Annotated in this window: 17 protein-coding genes; 13 read left to right on the top strand and 4 right to left on the bottom strand. The window is 42.6% G+C overall.

Annotated elements, in window-relative coordinates; translation table 11 throughout:
• Positions 1-36: 36 nt before the first annotated feature.
• The 5 genes from C5695_RS16225 to C5695_RS16205 all read left to right on the top strand — a co-directional run bounded on the left by C5695_RS16225 (position 37) and on the right by C5695_RS16205 (position 4,982).
• Complete coding sequence (locus C5695_RS16225) at positions 37-597, top strand: cupin domain-containing protein (protein WP_117733162.1); 561 nt, start codon at positions 37-39, stop codon at positions 595-597.
• A gap of 547 nt (positions 598-1,144) precedes the next feature.
• Entirely contained in the window at positions 1,145-2,101 is a 957-nt protein-coding gene (locus tag C5695_RS16220; RefSeq protein ID WP_117731584.1) for an ABC transporter substrate-binding protein, read from the top strand.
• A 70-nt stretch (positions 2,102-2,171) separates the two neighbouring features.
• Positions 2,172-3,188 (top strand): FecCD family ABC transporter permease, encoded by a 1,017-nt coding sequence (locus C5695_RS16215; protein WP_117731583.1) that lies wholly within the window; start codon positions 2,172-2,174, stop codon positions 3,186-3,188.
• A complete protein-coding gene (locus C5695_RS16210; RefSeq protein ID WP_117731582.1) occupies positions 3,181-4,218 on the top strand; it encodes a FecCD family ABC transporter permease in 1,038 nt (345 codons plus the stop codon). Before C5695_RS16215 ends, C5695_RS16210 begins: the two co-directional genes overlap by 8 nt.
• A gap of 20 nt (positions 4,219-4,238) precedes the next feature.
• The gene (locus tag C5695_RS16205; protein ID WP_117731581.1) at positions 4,239-4,982 is read left to right on the top strand and encodes an IucA/IucC family C-terminal-domain containing protein; all 744 of its coding nucleotides are present in this window, start codon (positions 4,239-4,241) and stop codon (positions 4,980-4,982) included.
• Positions 4,983-4,996: 14 nt separating this feature from the next.
• Here the strand turns inward: C5695_RS16205 and C5695_RS16200 are convergent, their stop codons facing one another.
• Positions 4,997-5,875 carry an endonuclease I family protein gene (locus C5695_RS16200; protein ID WP_117731580.1) on the bottom strand — a complete coding sequence of 293 codons (879 nt, stop codon included), beginning with the start codon at positions 5,873-5,875 and terminating at the stop codon, positions 4,997-4,999.
• A 169-nt stretch (positions 5,876-6,044) separates the two neighbouring features.
• Between C5695_RS16200 and C5695_RS16195 the strand changes: the two genes are divergently transcribed.
• Positions 6,045-7,280, top strand: coding sequence for a pyridoxal-phosphate-dependent aminotransferase family protein (locus tag C5695_RS16195; RefSeq protein ID WP_117731579.1), 1,236 nt, complete (start codon positions 6,045-6,047; stop codon positions 7,278-7,280).
• 355 nt (positions 7,281-7,635) lie between these two features.
• Complete coding sequence (locus C5695_RS16185) at positions 7,636-8,826, top strand: MFS transporter (RefSeq protein ID WP_117731578.1); 1,191 nt, start codon at positions 7,636-7,638, stop codon at positions 8,824-8,826.
• 68 nt (positions 8,827-8,894) lie between these two features.
• Here C5695_RS16185 and C5695_RS16180 read toward each other — a convergent pair.
• Positions 8,895-10,045 (bottom strand): IS3 family transposase gene (locus C5695_RS16180; protein ID WP_117730376.1). Its coding sequence is split into 2 segments (ribosomal slippage): positions 8,895-9,772 and positions 9,772-10,045, totalling 1,152 coding nucleotides; the frame shifts between segments, so codons are not numbered across the junction.
• 214 nt (positions 10,046-10,259) lie between these two features.
• A complete protein-coding gene (locus C5695_RS16175) occupies positions 10,260-11,420 on the bottom strand; it encodes a PucR family transcriptional regulator (RefSeq protein ID WP_117731577.1) in 1,161 nt (386 codons plus the stop codon).
• Positions 11,421-11,741: 321 nt separating this feature from the next.
• Between C5695_RS16175 and C5695_RS16170 the strand changes: the two genes are divergently transcribed.
• The 5 genes from C5695_RS16170 (at position 11,742) to C5695_RS16150 (ending at position 15,606) form a co-directional block, all read left to right on the top strand.
• Entirely contained in the window at positions 11,742-12,593 is an 852-nt protein-coding gene (locus C5695_RS16170) for a DUF72 domain-containing protein (protein WP_117731576.1), read from the top strand.
• A 63-nt stretch (positions 12,594-12,656) separates the two neighbouring features.
• Positions 12,657-14,030, top strand: a complete 1,374-nt coding sequence (locus C5695_RS16165; protein WP_117731575.1) for a bifunctional metallophosphatase/5'-nucleotidase — start codon at positions 12,657-12,659, stop codon at positions 14,028-14,030.
• Positions 14,031-14,097: 67 nt separating this feature from the next.
• A complete protein-coding gene (locus C5695_RS16160; RefSeq protein WP_117731574.1) occupies positions 14,098-14,403 on the top strand; it encodes a YunC family protein in 306 nt (101 codons plus the stop codon).
• Positions 14,404-14,477: 74 nt separating this feature from the next.
• Entirely contained in the window at positions 14,478-15,242 is a 765-nt protein-coding gene (gene yunB / locus C5695_RS16155; RefSeq protein WP_044140941.1) for a sporulation protein YunB, read from the top strand.
• A 133-nt stretch (positions 15,243-15,375) separates the two neighbouring features.
• Positions 15,376-15,606: a hypothetical protein gene (locus C5695_RS16150; protein WP_117731573.1), complete on the top strand. Its 231-nt coding sequence runs from the start codon at positions 15,376-15,378 to the stop codon at positions 15,604-15,606.
• 55 nt (positions 15,607-15,661) lie between these two features.
• Here the strand turns inward: C5695_RS16150 and C5695_RS16145 are convergent, their stop codons facing one another.
• Complete coding sequence (locus C5695_RS16145; RefSeq protein ID WP_395940485.1) at positions 15,662-16,648, bottom strand: M23 family metallopeptidase; 987 nt, start codon at positions 16,646-16,648, stop codon at positions 15,662-15,664.
• 285 nt (positions 16,649-16,933) lie between these two features.
• Here C5695_RS16145 and lipA point away from each other — a divergent pair, with 285 nt between their 5' ends.
• Positions 16,934-17,830, top strand: coding sequence for a lipoyl synthase (gene lipA / locus C5695_RS16140; protein ID WP_034317455.1), 897 nt, complete (start codon positions 16,934-16,936; stop codon positions 17,828-17,830).
• Positions 17,831-17,862 lie beyond the last annotated feature (32 nt).

Below are 17,862 nucleotides of genomic sequence, written 5' to 3'. Positions count from 1 at the left end.
GATGGTTTTATATCAAGGTGAAGGGATTGATTGAAAATGTACTATAATCCTTATTTTTATCCATATGAATATCCTTATTATGTAAGTGCTCCAAGGCATCATCATAGTGTGCATCCTGGTTACTGGAATTTCCCTCATGAAAGAAGGCTTGAAGACTTTAACGTTGATGGAAAAAGGCGGTTAAAAGATTATGGAACACAACCATTTGTCATCAATATCAATGAAGCAACAAAGCAAAATCATACTTATCGTACTGCCTTATGGACAGGAACACATTTGCAAACCACTTTAATGAGTATTGGCGTTGGTGAAGATATAGGGATGGAAATGCACTCTGACGTTGATCAATTCTTAAGAATTGAACAAGGACATGGGATTGTCCAAATGGGAAAAAGTAAAAATAATTTAAATTTTTATAGAAATGTGTATGATGATTCTGCCATATTTATACCAGCTGGAACATGGCATAACCTAACTAATATAGGGAATATTCCGTTAAAACTTTATTCGATATATGCACCTCCTAATCATCCATTTGGGACTGTCCATGTAACCAAAAAAGACGCCATAGCTTCGGAAGAAGGTCATGGTCATTGAAATAGAATTTAGTTATTTTTGACAAGATGTTAGATGAGAATGAGTGGATGCAGTGCACTGAATTTGAAGGAAGGAGGATTACACTATACACACATTCTTCAAGAATTTTTCCCAATAGGAAGTTCTTATAGGAAAAGACTATACTCCTGAAAAAGCATATGAAACGTACAGGAGAATCGAAACTTTTTCAACAAAGATCGTATCACTCATTAAAGAAACACCGATAAAAACACCGACAAGAAATACATCCCAGCATTTCTTGTCGGTGTTTTTTAAATTTATTGCTGATACTTTAGCCAACATAAGCATAGAGTTCAAAGCTTCCTTTAAAAAATTACTTACTCCATCGCAGAAAGAAATAGAAGACGGTAAAAAAGATGAAAGAATTGTGTTTTCCTATAATATGTCATGATGTGATGAGGCGATGATCAGTTGTTATTTTTATATTTTACATTGACACCATCCCTTTCTATGATAAAATCATAGTGTGATAATGAGAATCGTTATCAAACGATATGAATACATATAGAATGGATAGGTGAGGTACATGTTCAAAAAATCTTTTTGGTCGCTATTAGTTGTGCTCTCCATCGTTTTACTTACAGCTTGTGGCAGCAATAGCAGTGAAGGCAAGTCAGATAGTAAAGATAAAACAAGAACCGTTGAAAGCGCTATCGGTTCGACTGATAATATTAAGGATAAACCAAAGCGTATTGTGACGCTGTACCAAGGAGCAACCGATGCAGCAGTCGCTATGGGGATTAAACCAGTGGGTGTTGTTGAATCATGGCTTGAAGCACCTACGTATAAATATTTAAGAAATGACTTAAAGGATGTCAAAATTGTTGGGCAGGAAACTCAGCCAAACTTAGAGGAAATTGAAAAACTTAAACCAGATTTGATCATTGCATCGAAGATCCGCCACGAGCAAATTTTTGATCAGCTGCAAGAAATCGCGCCAACTGTTGCGACTGAAACTGTGTTCACATTTAAAGATACAGTGAAGTTAATGGGTGAGGCGTTAAACCAGCAAGACAAGTCAAAAGATTTGCTGACGAAGTGGGATGACCGCGTCGCTGACTTCAAAGAAAAAGCGAAAAAGGATATCAAAAACTGGCCAATGAGTGTATCTGTGGTGAACTTCCGTGCAGATCATGCTAGAATCTATCAAACTGGATTCGCAGGGTCGATTTTAACAGAGCTAGGCTTTGAAGGACCTAAGAATGTCAAAGATAAAAAGCAAGACATCATTACACTTACAGACAAAGAGAGCATTCCACAAATGGATGCAGATGTGATCTATTACTTCATGGATGATCAGGATAAAGCGGTTGAAAAAGCATATAAAGAGTGGACGAGTCATCCTTTATGGAAGCAGCTTGACGCGGTGAAAGCGAAACAAGTGCATAAAGTCGATGAAATCACTTGGAATATGGGTGGCGGTATTATCGCTGCAAACATGATGCTTGATGATATTTATGATCGTCTCGGAATTGATAAATAAGGATAACAGAGGAGAAAATGTGAAAAACCATTTTCTCCTTTTTCCATAACAGACTGAAAGCGGGAATCAGATGAGAAGTTTATTAAAAAAGGATTCGAGCAAGGCGCTGCTGTTTGCTGGATTCGTCGTATTGATGTTGGTCTTTTTTATGCTCAGCATTTCTCTTGGGCAAACCTCGATTTCCCTCAAAGCCACCATCCATGCGTTTCTTCATTTTGATGAATCGGACCCAAACAGTGTGATTGTCATGACATCCAGATTATCAAGAGCTTTAATTGCAACGGTTGTTGGATCAAGTCTAGCCATTTCGGGTGCACTGATGCAGGCATTAACGAGAAATCCGCTTGCGGCACCAGATTTGTTAGGAATTAATGCAGGTGGACTATTTTTTATCGTCATTTCAATTGTTTTCTTTTCAACAGAGTCATTAACAGGCTATATGTGGACAGCCTTTTTAGGTGCGGCGATTGCAGGGATGCTCGTTTTTCTCTTGGGCTCCATTGGAAGAGATGGATTGACACCGGTCAAAATTGTCCTTGCAGGTGCGGCGATATCTGCACTGTTTGCGTCCTTTACACAAGGTCTTTTAATTGTAAATGAACAGTCGATTCAAAGCATCCTGTTCTGGATGGCGGGTTCAGTGTCTGGAAGAAGCATGGATATGCTGCTGCCTGTTTTGCCTTATATTTTAGGTGCAACCATTGTGGCGCTGCTTCTTGGACGCTCCATCAATGTCCTTTTGTCAGGAGATGATATTGCAAAGGGACTTGGTCAACGTACGCTGGTGCTGAAAATCACGATGGGAGTTCTTGTCGTCTTTTTAGCAGGTGGTTCTGTTGCTGTCGCAGGATCCATTGGATTTGTTGGTTTTCTAGTGCCGCATATTGTGAAAAAGCTTGTCGGACCTGACCACCGCTGGGTACTGCCGTATTGTGCCGTTGTGGGGGCGTCGCTTTTACTTGTCGCTGATCTTGCGGCTCGTTTTCTGATCATGCCGCAGGAAGTACCGATCGGTGTCATGACGGCGGTAGCAGGAGCGCCTCTATTTGTTTATCTCGTGCGCAAGGGGTTGAAGACAGGTGGCTAAAACATATACAGTGCGTTCAAAGGGTGAACGCATTTCATTTCAATTTTCAAAGCGGACGTTTTTGATTTTACTATTATTGACGGCCATTGCTTTTGGGTTATTTATTCTCAGTCTTTGTATGGGTAGCCGGTTTATTCAGCCAATGGATGTGCTGCTTCATTTAATCGGTCAGAGAGAGGGAAACTCCTTTGTGCTAAACACGCTGAGGATTCCAAGAACACTGCTGGCTGTCTTAGTGGGAGCCGCACTTGCGGTATCAGGGCTTATTCTGCAAGGATTAATCCGCAACCCGCTTGCATCGCCTGACATCATCGGGATTACGAGCGGTGCTTCCTTTGGTGCGATTATGTTTATTGTCTTTTGGATGGGGGCTTTACCTATTGCATATCAATCGTTATGGGCGGTTGCAGGTGCATTTGCCGTATCGTGCCTCATTTATTTGCTTTCATGGAAAAAAGGAGTCAAACCGATCACACTTGTCCTAATGGGAATTGGGATTTCTGCCATTATGAAGGCATGTGTGACGTTTACTCTTGTTCTTAGTGATACGATGACAACGACAAAGTCATATATTTGGCTGACGGGCAGTTTATATGGTTCTACGATGAAGGACGTTACGTCGATGCTTCCTTGGGTCATGATCATTTTACCGATTGTGATGGTATTAGCCAGAACGATGAATGTGAAGGAGCTTGGAGATGATCTCGCAACAGGCCTCGGAGTTAAAGTGCAGGCAAGGCGATTATTCTTTCTACTCATGAGTGTAACATTGGCGGGTATAGCCGTTGCCTTTGCAGGCGGCATTGAATTTGTTGGACTCATGGCGCCGCATGTCGCACGGATGATCATCGGCCGTTCCTTCATTGCGCTGGTCCCAGCATCTGCCCTTGTTGGAAGTATTCTCGTGATGCTGGCAGATTTAGTCGCTAGAACGGCTTTTCTACCGTTAGATGTACCAGCAGGTGTCTTTACGGCTGCAATTGGTGCACCGTTCTTTATTTATTTACTATATCAACAACGAAATCGCTAAACGAAAGATGGGGTTTTGATATGAGGCCAGAGTGGGTTGAGAGAGAATTACTTGATTTCGGGGTACACATCACAAATAAACCAATGACATCTGAACGCACACTTGCTGCGCTTTTTTCAGAAGCATCTGTCCTGCGTTTATTAGAGGCTGAAAAGGAAGCGATGCATGCGCCGAATATGGCGGTGGCAGCGTCGATGTTTTCAAAGCGTTATGCTTACTTAGCCGTCAGTTCCTCTTTGTACTTGATGACGATATATGACGGTGTCTATCAGTTTCCACCGGAGGCATGTGCCTTTAGAGAGGATCGGAAAATTGAAATTGATGAGTCATTGTGTTCGTTTGTTCCACTAGTAGGAAATCGACATGAATGGAGAGAGCAGGTTGTGCATGCGCTGTTTACAGAGTGTGTCACACCTCTTTTAGATGTTCTGAAGCGTACTTCAAGACTTCCGTATTCAATTTTATGGGAAAATGTAGCGGTTCGTATTAATTCTCTTTATCGCAGCATGATGCGGGAAGCTGAAGAGCCTGTGGTGAAGCAGCGAGTGCGAGAGGATTATCTATATCTGAAGCAAGCGGCTGGTGACGTATTTGGAGTAAAACAGAATCCATTTCACCACAGCTTAAACTTAGATGACAGCTTACTAGAAGCATCCGACCGAAAGACTTGCTGTATGTATTATAAGCTCGAGAAAAAATCAGAGAGTCTCGATTATTGTCTCGTCTGTCCACTTGAAAAAAAGAAAGGCACTGCTTGCTCATAGCAGTGCCTTCTTTTTTATTCCCAAATATCGCTTGCCCATTCAGGGTGATCAATAAAAGGATTGCGATTGTGCTGATACGTTTGATAGATGATTTCGTTACGATTCCGTTCGATTTGATCGACTGGGTCTTGATTGTGCCATTTGAGAAGCACGGACATTTTTCCGTGAAGAGGGGCACTTCCATTATTCACTTTATTGTTCAATTCTAAATCAGGAAAGCGGTCATCACCCTCGTACCGCACCGCCATATAAAAGAGCATTCTTGCCACATCCCCTTTCACCCGGCTATTAGGTTCGAATGAGTCGCTGTCGTAAAAGTTGCCCGGCGCTCCCTTGTATTCATTTCCGCCTATATCAAAATCTAAATTTCCACGTGTGCTATTCGTTTGTACGTCTGTTGCCCGCAGGTGATGGAGATCTGTACCTGGGCCCTGGCTTGTCCCAAAATTGCCGTGAGACTTAGCCCACACATGCTCCCGGTTCCACTGTCCCACATTTCCGCCGTTTGCTTGCTTTGAGCGGGAGACTCCGCTATAGAGCAAGAGCACATTGCTTGGATTTTTTGGATCTTCATCTGTTTTCTTTAATGCATCCCAAACTTGGCTGTAGGATAGCTGTGTATGGTCATCAATAATATCGTGTAATGCTTTTTTGAGAGCGGGTCCTGATTTGCCCTGAGCAGATTGATAATAGGAATCGATTTGACTTGAAGCAGCTGTTTTCGGTTGTTGTGCAGATGTTTCATTTTGAAGCTGTAACGGGGAAAAGGTGATGGTTTGACTCGGTTCATTCAGAGTAAAGCTTTGAGCATTCGCAGCTGGAGGCAGCGGGGCGGCTAACGTGCCGAATATCATGATTCCGGCAGCCACAGTTCCAAATAGGGTTCTCTTCATTCAATTTCCTCCTCGATAGGGAATGTATTCTCTTTATTTCTATCATATTGACAGAAAGAAATAAATGGATTTATCGTAAATTTTATGTAATAAATTCATTAGAAAAGAGATTGCTATTTTATTAGCATTGCTGTATAAGTGGGCATATAGGACGACATCAAGGGAGAGGATGGATAACGTGAAAGAACTGCAAACACCTTCAAGAACGATTATGACACCAGGACCTGTTGAAGTAGACCCGAGAGTGCTCCGCGTGATGAGTACCCCTATTCTTGGGCAATTTGATCCAGCATTTACACACATCATGAATGAGACGATGACCTTATTGCGGTCACTTTTTCAAACAGAAAATGAATGGGCTTTTCCGATAGACGGCACGTCTCGTTCAGGGCTTGAAGCAGTGCTTGCCAGTGTGATTGAACCGGGAGATTCGATGCTCGTGCCTGTTTTTGGACGCTTTGGTCATTTGCTCATTGAAATAGGACAGCGCTACGGTGCTGATGTACATACAATGGAATGTGAATGGGGAACGGTTTTTGACCCTAGCGAGATCATTCGGGAAATGAAGCAGGTCAAGCCTAAAATCGTTGCGATGGTTCATGGTGAAACATCTACTGGGCGGTTGCAACCGCTTGAGCAAATTGGAGAAGCGTGCCGGGCGCTTGATGCATTGTTCATTGTAGACGCTGTGGCAACCATTGGCGGGGCCCAGGTGAAAGTAGACGAATGGAAGATTGATGCGGCGATTGGCGGCACGCAGAAATGCTTGTCCGTTCCATCAGGTATGTCACCTATCACGTATAATGACCGGGTGGCAGCTGTCGTTGAATCGAGAAAGAAAGTAGAAAAAGGAATTGCAACACAGGATGAATTACAGAAGCAGATAGATGTTTCTCCAATTAAAAGCAATTACTTCGATCTCAGTCAGCTCCAGGATTATTGGAGTCCGAGGCGGTTAAATCATCATACAGAAGCGACAACGATGCTTTATGCACTTCGAGAAGGAGTTCGTGTTGTGCTGGAAGAAGGGCTGAGTGAGCGTTTTCAAAGGCACATCTATCATGAGAAAGCTTTGATGATAGGCCTTGAAGCGATGGGACTTGAATTGTTTGGAGATCCAAACTGTAAAATGCCGGTTGTGACATGTATTAAGATTCCAAGTGGTATTGATGGAGAAGCTGTACGTGCCGATCTGCTCCAGCATTTTGGCATTGAAATTGCCAGCTCCTTTGGACCGCTTGCCGGGCGTATATGGAGAATTGGCACAATGGGCTATAGCTGCCGAAAAGAAAACGTGCTGTTTGTGTTAGCAGGACTTGAAGCGATTCTGATCAAACATGGTGCTTCTATCAATTGCGGAGCAGGGCTTCAGGCGGCTCTTTCTATCTATGAACAAGGTGAATAGAATCATACGGATACCCGCTATTTGCGGGTTTTTTAGCGTGTAGATAAACCCTCACATTCGGTGTCAGTCCTGCGCGCCGGTACTCACGAATGTCCAATTCGCTCCGTTCCGGTGCTCGTCCTTCCTAGGGCTGCAAAGGTTTTCTATCACGCTGAAAAGAAGACAAAGGGTTAAAATCAAGATCATTTTAGCCCTTTGTCAACAATCTGGAATACCCGCTTATACGGGTATTTTTTATTTGGAAAAGAACGCTATTTTTTGAAAAACTAGACTTATAGAAGAGGATATCGCTATACTGAAGAAGTTCTGAGTTTTTGACATCATTTTCATTTATTTTGCAGAAAGAGGTTTTAATATGAAGAAGATGGGCAGATTGTATATTTTGATGCTCAATATTTTTATTGCCATGCTCGGCTTTGGCCTCATTGTCCCTGTCATGCCAAGTTACATTGAAGCCTTTGGTGCAACGGGTAAAACACTTGGCTTTCTTGTGGCTGCAACAGGTCTTACACAATTTGCTTTATCGCCGATTGCTGGCGCACTAACCGATCGATTTGGACGTAGAAAATTGATCATTGCCGGGATAGCCGGCTTTACCATCGCCCAGTTTATTTTTGCCTTTGCCGATCAGCTTTGGATGCTGTTTGTGTCTCGGTTTTTAGGCGGAGCTGCCGGAGCTTTACTCATGCCGGCGATGTTTGCATACATCGCTGATATCACAAGTGAGAAGGACAGGGGGAAAGGGATGGGGCTGTTTAGTGCAGCGATGACACTAGGTTTTGTCATTGGACCAGGCGTCGGCGGTTATTTGGTCGAGTTCGGCATCGCTTTTCCGTTTCTTATTGCAGGTTCCTTTGCAGCTCTTTCAACCCTGTTATCTATCCTGTTTTTACCTGAAACATTAACAAAAGAAAAGCAGGAAGAGGCGCGTTTGAACAAAAATATTCACTTCAACCCTTTTGTGCAAATGATCCAAGCATTAAAGACATCGTACGGTTTTTTGTTCATATTGGCCTTTGTTCTCAATTTCGGCATCATTCATTTTGAATCAATTTTTGGCCTATATGTAGATCAAAAACATGGGTTTACACCGAAGGATATTGCGTTTGTCATTACGGTTGCGGGTCTTGCAGGCGTGCTTGTCCAAGGTGCGTTGGTGAACGCCTGTGTGAAACGATTTGGTGAAATGCGCATTGTGCGTTATGCACTGCTAGGAGCAGCTTTGATGCTCATTGTCTGCCGTGTTGCTCCGTCCTTTTGGCTGATCTTTACAGGCTCTATTTTATTTTTGGCGGCTACATCATTTGTTCGTCCAGCCCTCAATACATTGCTGTCTAAGATGGCTGGTAATCAGCAAGGGATAGCGGGCGGTCTTAATACATCCTTTATGAGCCTTGCCAATATCGTCGGGCCAAGTCTTGCGGGTATCTTATTTGATGTGAATATTGAGTTTCCTTTTATGTTTGGGACATTGGTGCTTTGTGTAAGCTTTATTGCATCCATCGTATGGGGGAAGAAAGTGCAGCATGCTCCGGCTGTTTCTTAAAATCAATTGATAAAAAAACCGATCAGCAGGGACTGACCCCCGTTTTTGAGACAGGGATCAAAACACCTTTATACAGCCAATTGCCGATAGTTTATCGGTGATTGGTTGTTTAGTTTCGTTTGAATACGAATGTTGTTATAATAATAAATGTATTCTTTGACAGTGCGTTCTACGATGGTGGTCGTAGTTCGATCAATCCTGTTAAGATAGAACGTTTCAGACTTTAGTGAGGAATGAAACGATTCGATGGAGGCATTATCAGCGGGTGTCCCTTTACGGGACATACTCATGGTAATGCCTTTTATATGAACAGCTTTCTGATACTCGTAAGATGTATACACAGAACCTTGATCGCTATGTAACACGCAGTTCTTAGGCAATGCTGGTAGCTGATCAAGTGTGTTTAAGATAAAGTCTGTATCCTGCTTATCACCAATATTAAAAGCAATCACTTCTCCATTATACAAATCCAATATACTGGAAAGGTACAATGGTTTCTGTCCATAAGGCAAATACGTGATGTCCGTTACTAGTTTTTCAAGAGGGCGATCAGACTGAAAGTTCCGATCCAGTATGTTTCCGGCCACGGCATAGGGCTGCCCATTCTTCTTACGCTTTTTCATTTTAACACGGCATTGCCACTGGTTTTTCTGCATGATACGTTGAACAGTTTTATGGTTAATACGCATTCTCATTTTTAGTATGGCTGTGATTTTTCGATATCCATATCGATACTTGTGCTTTCGGCACAACGTGCCGACCTGTTTCTCTAGTTGTCTTTTAGATTGATTCTGATTCAGCTCCTTTTTCCATCTATAATACGAAGTGCGTAAGATGCCTAAATGGACACAAACGTCCTGTACCGTCATCGTTTTGCGAAATTCTTCTACCAGTTTGATTGACGTTTCCTTATCAACTTCCTTTCCAATTCGTTGTACTTTTTTAAAATTTCATTCTGTTGGCTCAGATAACGATTTTCCGCCTGCAGTCTCTCTAATTCGGAAGAGTACTCGGGACCCTTTCCATAGGTATATTGTTTTCCAACAGGCTGTTCGAACCGGTGTGTATCCCCAGCCTTATGCCACCTCATCCAGGTCTGAACCTGCGTCTTATTCTTGATATTCAATTCCTGCAAGATTTCTTTCATAGGTACGCCTGCCAATCTCATTTCTACAGCCTTCTGTTTGACTTCAACCGGATAACTCACTCTTGTCCCCATAGAAAAAACACCTCCATGTTTTATTTCGGATCACAACGATCCGTTTTGAAACTTGAAGGTGTTTTTTATTTGTCTCATTTTATGGGGTCAGTCCCGCACGAGATGATCGGTTTTTTATCATGAGTATCACCTTTCATATGCCATGCAGGAGATTTTTCTTTATGAACGAACGAATCATCGCAGGTTCAATAAAGCTTTAGAAAAAAACATTCAATCAGGATGTGGAGAGATACATTTGAATACGTAAAGCTAAGCGCAGCCGCAATGTTGCATCTGGGTCTTTTAAACTGATTCGAAGCAGCTCCTCACACTTCTCCAATCGATAAATGACTGTGTTGCGATGGATAGACATGCGTTTCGCTGTTTCTGAAATGTGGCAATGCGTTTCTAAATAGACGGATAAGGTGTGGAGGAGGCTTTGGTCTTGTGATGATGCTTCTAGCGGGTGAAGGTGAAGCTGATGAAACGTGACCAAATCCTTTCTTGGAATAAGCTTCAATAAATTTGGCACATCCTTTGCTTGATAGAACTGAATATATTCCGTCTGCGACGAGAGATATCCAGCTTGAAGAGCCTCTAATGCTTCGCCGTAGCCTTCAGACAAATCGGTGATGCGACAGCTAGTCAAGCTCACGCCAAAGGAAATGGTCCGATTCATTTGGATGTTAACGAGCATCTGTAACTGTTTTAAAAAAGAGAGGAGCTTGTCACTCACGTCAGACCAACTGCCTGTCTCTTCCATTAATACAATGCCCATATCTCCTTTGACAAACAGAAAGGAAGGAAAAGGAGAGCTTGGAAGTGCGCTGTCGAGCAAATCAACGACTTGATCTAAAAGCAGTTGGTGCTTTAAGAATTGAGTGGTCTCACGACGCTGATCAAGCTGACAGACCATGCATAGATAGCTCTTATCGACGCTTAATCCAAATGCCTGTGCAACGGTTGCAGCGTCTTGCTGAGAAGTCGAAGCGCTCTCTATCCATCTGCGAAATCCTTCATTTCTGGCACGCTTGGCTGTTTGCCGGGCAGTATATTGTCTCATTCGAGATATCGATATTTCAATTATGGCATGTTTAATTATGACATGCAGTGCTTCATCCTGCGGAGGAATGAAGGAAAGGGAGACTAGATACTCACATTCTAGTTCAGTTAGATCAATCGGAAAGATGGAAAAGGTTTGCTTCGCATATATCGTCGAAAAATAATGGGGTGTCCTACTTTGAAAAAAGGGGAGCATGTGAATCCAATCTGGGCTCGTCATGATGGTGTTTGATGTGTAGAGAATACGTCCATGCTGGTTACATAAATAGACGGGCTTGTGAATCCTTGCGGCCATTTTTTGTAATGCTTCAAACAGGTTATCGTCTATGTTCATATCCACTAGGTCTCCTTTACTGAGAGCTAAAGCTTTTGGTGAAGATGAATAAAAAAATGGACAATCACTGTCAACATCTCTGATATGCATTTTATGTTATCAGCTCAATTGATTTTAGATAGAAAGTTGTCAATGAATATGACAAACAAACAGAGCGCCAGGACAAAATCACATACCATCAGTCATCTTCATTCAGAATTACGGGTAAATGTGATATGTTGTAGACAGAAGAATTTCTTTCAGAAAGATGGGTATCACAAGAAACAAAGGCTTTGATGTGAGGAAGCCGTCTATACATGAGAGTCGCAAGAGGTGAGAAACATGATTTATATCGGATTAACTGGCTGGGGAGATCATGACAGTCTTTATCCGCCGAAAATCGGCAGCGCGCAAAAGCTATTTCACTATTCGTCTACGTTTCCCATTGTGGAGCTGGATGCGAGCTTTTATGCGGTTCAGCCTGAGCGTAATCATGAAAAGTGGATCAAGGATACGCCAGATGCCTTTCAATTTGTCGTAAAAGCATATCAAGGAATGACCGGCCATCAGAGGGGTGACATTCCGTTTGCTTCGAAGGAAGACATGTTTGACGCGTTTATTCTTTCACTGACCCCGCTTATTCGTGAAGGGAAACTAGCCATGGTCCTGTTTCAATTTCCCCCATGGTTTGATTGCAAAAAAGAGCACGTCCATTATTTAAGATGGTGTAAAGAGAAGATGGGAGATATTCCATGTGCCCTCGAATTCAGAAACCGCACATGGTTCTCAGATGAATTTTATGAACAGACCTTGTCCTTTATGGAAAAAGAAGGGTGGATTCATTCTGTTTGTGATGAGCCGCAAGTTGGAGAAGGCTCCATTCCACCAGTCATACAAGCTACACACCGTGAAAAAACCTTGGTCCGTTTTCACGGAAGAAATAAGCAGGGCTGGCTTCACCCCGCAGACCATGAGAATTGGCGTGAAGTGCGATACTTATATTTATACAATGAAGCTGAATTAAAAGAGTGGAAAAAGAATCTCGACATTCTGCATCAGCAATCAAAAGATGTCTATGTCGTGTTTAATAATAACTCCGGCGGAGATGCAGCGACGAACGGCCAGCAGATGATTGATTTGCTGGATATGACGTATTCAAGCCTTTCTCCGAAGCAGTTAGATTTATTTAGTTAGATGAGAGCTGCGGCTTTCAACCTGAATGAAACGGTTCAGTGACAACTTGAGGGAGAGATCAACATGCTGCAGAAGCTATGGTTATATCATACAAACGACTTGCACAGCCACTTTGAGAACTGGCCAAAAATCGCAGCTTATATTGAAGAAAAGCGTCAAGTTCATGATCAGATGCTCTTGTTTGATATTGGCGATCATATGGACCGAGTGAACCTCGTGTCAGAAGCTGATTATGGAAAGGTGAATGTCAAGCTACTGAATCAGCTTGGCTATGATGGGGTCACGATTGGGAATAATGAAGGCATTACGCTGCCTCATGATCAACTGGATCAATTGTATGAGCATGCACAATTTCCAGTGATCCTGTCCAATTTATTTGAAAAAGGTAAAAGGCCGTCGTGGGCAAAGCCCTATCATATGATCACAATGGAAAACGGACTGAAGATATGTCTCTTAGGCGTGACCATTGCGTATACACCTGTCTATGAAAAGCTGGGCTGGGATATGACAGATCCCTTTGACAGCATACGGGACATGCTGCAAGAAGTGAAGGGACAGGCAGATGTGATTGTACTCTTATCCCATCTTGGTATCATCCATGATCGGGAGGTCGCCCGTGATTTCCCTGACATCGACATCATCCTAGGCTCACACACGCACCATCTGTTAGAACAGGGTGAAATGGATAATGGGGTGCTGCTTGCATGCGCTGAAAAGTATGGGCATTATATTGGCTGTGTCGAGCTGACCATTGATACAGCGAGCAATGAGCTGATTGAGAAAAAAGCAACAGTTCAGCCGGTGGATCAGCTAATCAGTGAATCAGATGAAGCGATCACTATCTTAAAGCAAGCAGAGAGAAGAGCGAAAACACTCATGCAAGAAAAAGTGACAGCGATCGAGGCGAAGCTAGAAACGAAGTGGTTTGATGTATCTCCGCTTCCACAGCTCTTAACAGATGCCATTAAAGATTGGTGCGGGGCAGATATCGGCATGATGAATGCTGGGATGGTGCTTGATTCATTAGAGGCGGGAATTGTGACAAGAGAAGAAGTCCATCGAATCTGCCCGCATCCCATTAACCCTATTCGTGTGACGCTTTCGGGTCAACAGCTCATCGAAACCGTTCGGCGCGCTTGTGAAGAAAAAATGGAACAGCTGCGCATCAAGGGTTTCGGCTTTAGAGGTGAACTGATGGGCAAAATGCTGTATAGCGGTCTCACCTATACATTAGAAGAAGGTGAAACCAAACGGGTGAAGGATGTTTTTGTGCATGATCAATTGATCAATAAAGACGCTTCCTATACGGTTGGAACAGTCGATATGTATACATTAGGCTCTCTGTTTCCTCATATTCGTGACCATGAACACATTGAATATTTCATGCCAGAATTTTTACGTGATGTGCTTACTTGGCGCCTGAAGGAAGCCACATGAAATCCGCTTTTGCCTAACAACACTCGCCCTCTTGTCACATAGATTGTGATGAGAGGAGTGAAGGGATTTGGTGAATTTAACACCTATTAATATTGATGGACATTCCTTTACAGCCGTCACCGTCAAACTGCCGAAGACGAATTTTATGGCAGTGACAAATGAACATGGGTATATTATGTGCGGTGCACTGGATGTCGGGCTCTTAAATGAAAAGCTTGCAGATAGAGGCATTATCGCAGGGAGAGCAGTTGGAGTGAGAACCATTGATCAATTGCTTGATGCCCCTTTAGAATCTGTGACATACGCCGCAGAAGCGTTAGGTATTTCAGCTGGAACCATTGGAAGAGACGCGTTATTGAAAATGGTGAAATAAAATGAACAGATGATTCTTATCCCCCGCCTGTCTGCATACACTTGTAATGGAGAAGGGGGGATTTTTTATTGAGAATGAACCGCCGCTATCGCCCCTATAAAAAGGGCCCTTTGCCATTCCGATACGTCATGCTGCTTGCGATCTTATTCTTTGTACTCTCAACCGTCATCAGTCTATTTTTCATTAACCGCTCCATTAAACCAACCCTTATTCACATCGCTGAACTAGAAACAGAGCGTATCGCCAATCATCTAATTCAATATTCCGTCCAAGACTTTGCAGAAGATCAGGAAAATATGAAGGATATGGTGGTCATGAATACAAGTGAGAACGGAAAAGTGACGACCATCGATTTTAATGCGCAGGCAACATCGAAAGCAATGGCTGACCTGTCACGTCATCTTCAAAAAAATTTAGAGGACATTGAAAAGGGGAACTTTCAAAAAGAGGCAAAAGAAGCGTTAAAGGATCAAACAGATGGACATGACGGCATTATATATAACATCCCGCTTGGGCAAGCATCCGGAAATGCACTCATCGCCAACCTAGGACCAAAAGTGCCTGTACGATTTAGTGTCATAGGTGATCCGCATACGGACGTTGAAAAAAACATTAAGCCTTATGGTATCAACAATGCCTTGATTGATATTAGTGTTCTAATCGAGGTCAAGGTGAGAGTCATCATTCCGTTTGCATCTGAAACAATTGTGGTCAAAAACTCAGTTCCCGTCTCCATCCAAGCCGTTCAAGGGGACGTACCAGATTATTACAATGGCAGCGGAACGAATTCAGGTGCTCCATCGATTGTTCTCCCAGAGAAAAAGGAGAAGAAGGAATAATTGAAAACAGCCCAAGGAATGATTGGGCTGTTTTTTGATGTGCAGTTATTGTAAGTAAAAACCTTATTCACTACTTGATTCCATATGGATGGATGTGTCATGATCAATTTTAATTGTTATTAGGGGGAGCTTTATGAAGAAACTTTATGTAAGTGGTATTTGTTTTTTAGTTTTTGCGATCGTATTTAGTGCTAAATATATCACAGCATCCATTTTACTGATCAGAAATGAAAGCTTAAGTATCGATATTTTTAGAGGTATGTTTGACATGATTCCATTGGAAGTAACAGTTGTGTATTTCATTTTTCTCATCATGGGGATTCTTTTTTTCATTTTAGGTTTGAAGGAGAAAAAGGAGCAATAACTTGTTAGAAATGAAAAAGGAGAAGGGTGCGGAACCGCTCAACTTCTCCTTTTGTTTAATGGCGTTTCCGCTCAGCTCTTTCCCATGCCCTTAAATGAGGGTATGGATCAAATGACCATTCGGTTCTGCCATTGTCCTTATACATACCATAGTGAAGATGTGGTGGAAACTTTCCTGCTGTGCCTGGAGGACCATAACCAGAGCTTCCAACAGATCCAATGACTTGTCCGGGTTCAACGATTTGACCCGTTTTGAGTCCCTTCGCAAAGCCATTTAAATGAGCGAAGTAATGATAATGATTATGGATATCTCGAATGCCAATCCGCCAGCCGCCAAACCGGTTCCAGCCTTTCATTTCAATCACACCATACGATGTCGCACGAACGGGTAGTCCATAATGAGCAAATAAATCCGTGCCCTCGTGAATTCTTCTGCCTCCAAACCCTCTTGCATCTCCCCATGTACTCCGGTAGCTGTAGTCAGCTCCGACCGGAAGAGGGAAAGCATGCTTTCCAAGGTCGAGATGACCGTAGTGCTGAAATAGCTTCATAAAAGATGAAATGATTCCAACAGTTTGATCACGTCCATAATAGTCCCATAAAGCAATTTTTAATTGCTCAATGCTGCTACCATAGTGAAGCAAGTATTGAGCAAACGTGAATAATACATCTTCGTCGTCATCACTATTCGCTTTTCCATCCCCATTTCCATCAAGTCCAATTCCGTCAAACACTTTAATGCTTAAAGGAGATGTATCCTGCTTATTCGGGTTCTCAGGTCCAATCCACATTTCCCGGGGAATGTAGATACCAATGATGCCTTTTTGTTTCGGTAAATCTCTTCTACTTTTGCGAATATTGTGTTCATACTGATCAACCGCAGCAAGTACATACCATGGAACCTGTGTCGTGATGGCAACTTTCTCGTATAGTGCCATTCGCTGCTTTAATTCATCTGGCTGCTTACCTGAATCTTGTGCATGAACAGGTACAGGGAGCACTGAAAGAGCGATTATGATGGCTAAAACCACTTTCACAAACATCCATCTCCTTTCATCAAGCATCGTCTTCTACCGTTTAGTGTGGTTCGATCGCTCTAATTCATAAGAAGAAAATGTTAGTAATTTTCTTCTGCTTTTTTTAGGAGTCTTTTGGGTATTTTTGCAGCTCATTCCCTTGTTGTTCAATCTGTACTATGTTAAAGTGTCTAAAGAAAAGGCTTTAGGCCGAAGATTCAATTTTTTGCAGCTTCTTGGCTGCATCCATCGTATATAGCAGGAAGATTTTTGTAGATGCACCTTTAACGAATTCATATGGAGATGATGGAATTGGCAAAGAAGGAAGAGCACGTAAGAAAACCGGACTGGCTTAAAATTAAGCTGAATACGAATGAAAACTATACCGGTTTGAAAAAAATGATGCGGGAAAACAACCTGAATACCGTTTGTGAGGAAGCAAAATGTCCGAATATTCATGAATGCTGGGCAGTGAGAAGAACTGCTACATTTATGATTCTAGGATCTGTCTGCACGCGAGCATGTCGTTTCTGTGCAGTGAAAACCGGGCTTCCAACTGAGCTTGACCTGCAAGAGCCAGAACGAGTGGCAGATTCAGTGGCTTTGATGAACTTAAAGCATGCTGTCATAACAGCGGTTGCAAGGGATGATCAGAAGGATGGCGGAGCAGGTGTGTTTGCTGAAACCGTTCGTGCCATTAGAAGAAAAAGCCCATTCACGACAATTGAAGTTCTCCCTTCAGACATGGGCGGCAATTATGATAACTTGAAGACGTTAATGGACACTCGTCCTGACATTTTAAATCACAATATTGAAACCGTTCGCAGATTAACGCCGAGGGTTCGTGCACGTGCTACATATGATCGTTCATTAGAATTCTTGCGTCGTGCAAAAGAAATGCAGCCCGACATTCCAACAAAATCAAGCATTATGATTGGACTCGGTGAAACGAAGGAAGAAATCATTGAGGTCATGGATGATCTTCTTGCTAACAACGTCGATATTATGGCGATTGGTCAGTATTTACAGCCTTCGAAAAAACATCTAAAAGTTCAAAAATACTATCATCCGGATGAGTTTGCAGAGCTGAAAGAAATTGCGATGTCAAAAGGCTTTAGCCATTGTGAAGCTGGACCGCTTGTGCGCTCTTCCTACCATGCAGATGAACAAGTAAACGAAGCGTCTAAAAAGCGTCAGGCGCAAGCATAACAAAGAAAACGCCAGAGTACTTCTGGCGTTTT

Source organism: Bacillus pumilus (genome assembly GCF_003431975.1).
Lineage (GTDB): Bacteria > Bacillota > Bacilli > Bacillales > Bacillaceae > Bacillus > Bacillus pumilus_N.
The sequence above is the reverse complement of the archived record's forward strand: the minus strand, read 5'-3'. Positions and strand labels throughout refer to the sequence as shown.